The sequence below is a fragment of the Citrobacter sp. TBCS-14 genome, assembly GCF_005280805.1.
GTDB classification, from domain to species: domain Bacteria; phylum Pseudomonadota; class Gammaproteobacteria; order Enterobacterales; family Enterobacteriaceae; genus Citrobacter; species Citrobacter gillenii.
This window is the reverse complement of record NZ_SZWM01000132.1, coordinates 1-229: the sequence shown is the minus strand read 5'-3', so window position 1 is coordinate 229 and position 229 is coordinate 1. Positions and strand designations below refer to the sequence as shown.

Annotated in this window: 1 protein-coding gene; it reads right to left on the bottom strand. The window is 57.6% G+C overall.

The window, feature by feature from the left end:
* Window positions 1–31: 31 nt before the first annotated feature.
* The coding region (locus FDX22_RS00710) for a PTS system mannose/fructose/sorbose family transporter subunit IID (protein ID WP_186805272.1) at window positions 32–229 on the bottom strand (198 nt) is incomplete at its 5' end.

The following is a 229-nucleotide window of genomic DNA, read 5'->3' as shown; positions in this document are numbered from 1 at the left end:
GGGGGCAAGCCCCCGGTGATGTACAACAGTCTTACAGGCCGAGCAGGCCGACAGCGTAGCCCGCGATACCGATGACGAAAAAGCCAACGATGATCCACAGTGGGTTCACTTTCTTACGCAGAAGCCACATACAGGCGAAGGTCAGTAGCAGAGGAACCAGGCCCGGCATCAGCTGATCAAGGATTGTCTGCACAGTGGTCACGCGCGTTTGGCCATCCTGACCGGTGAT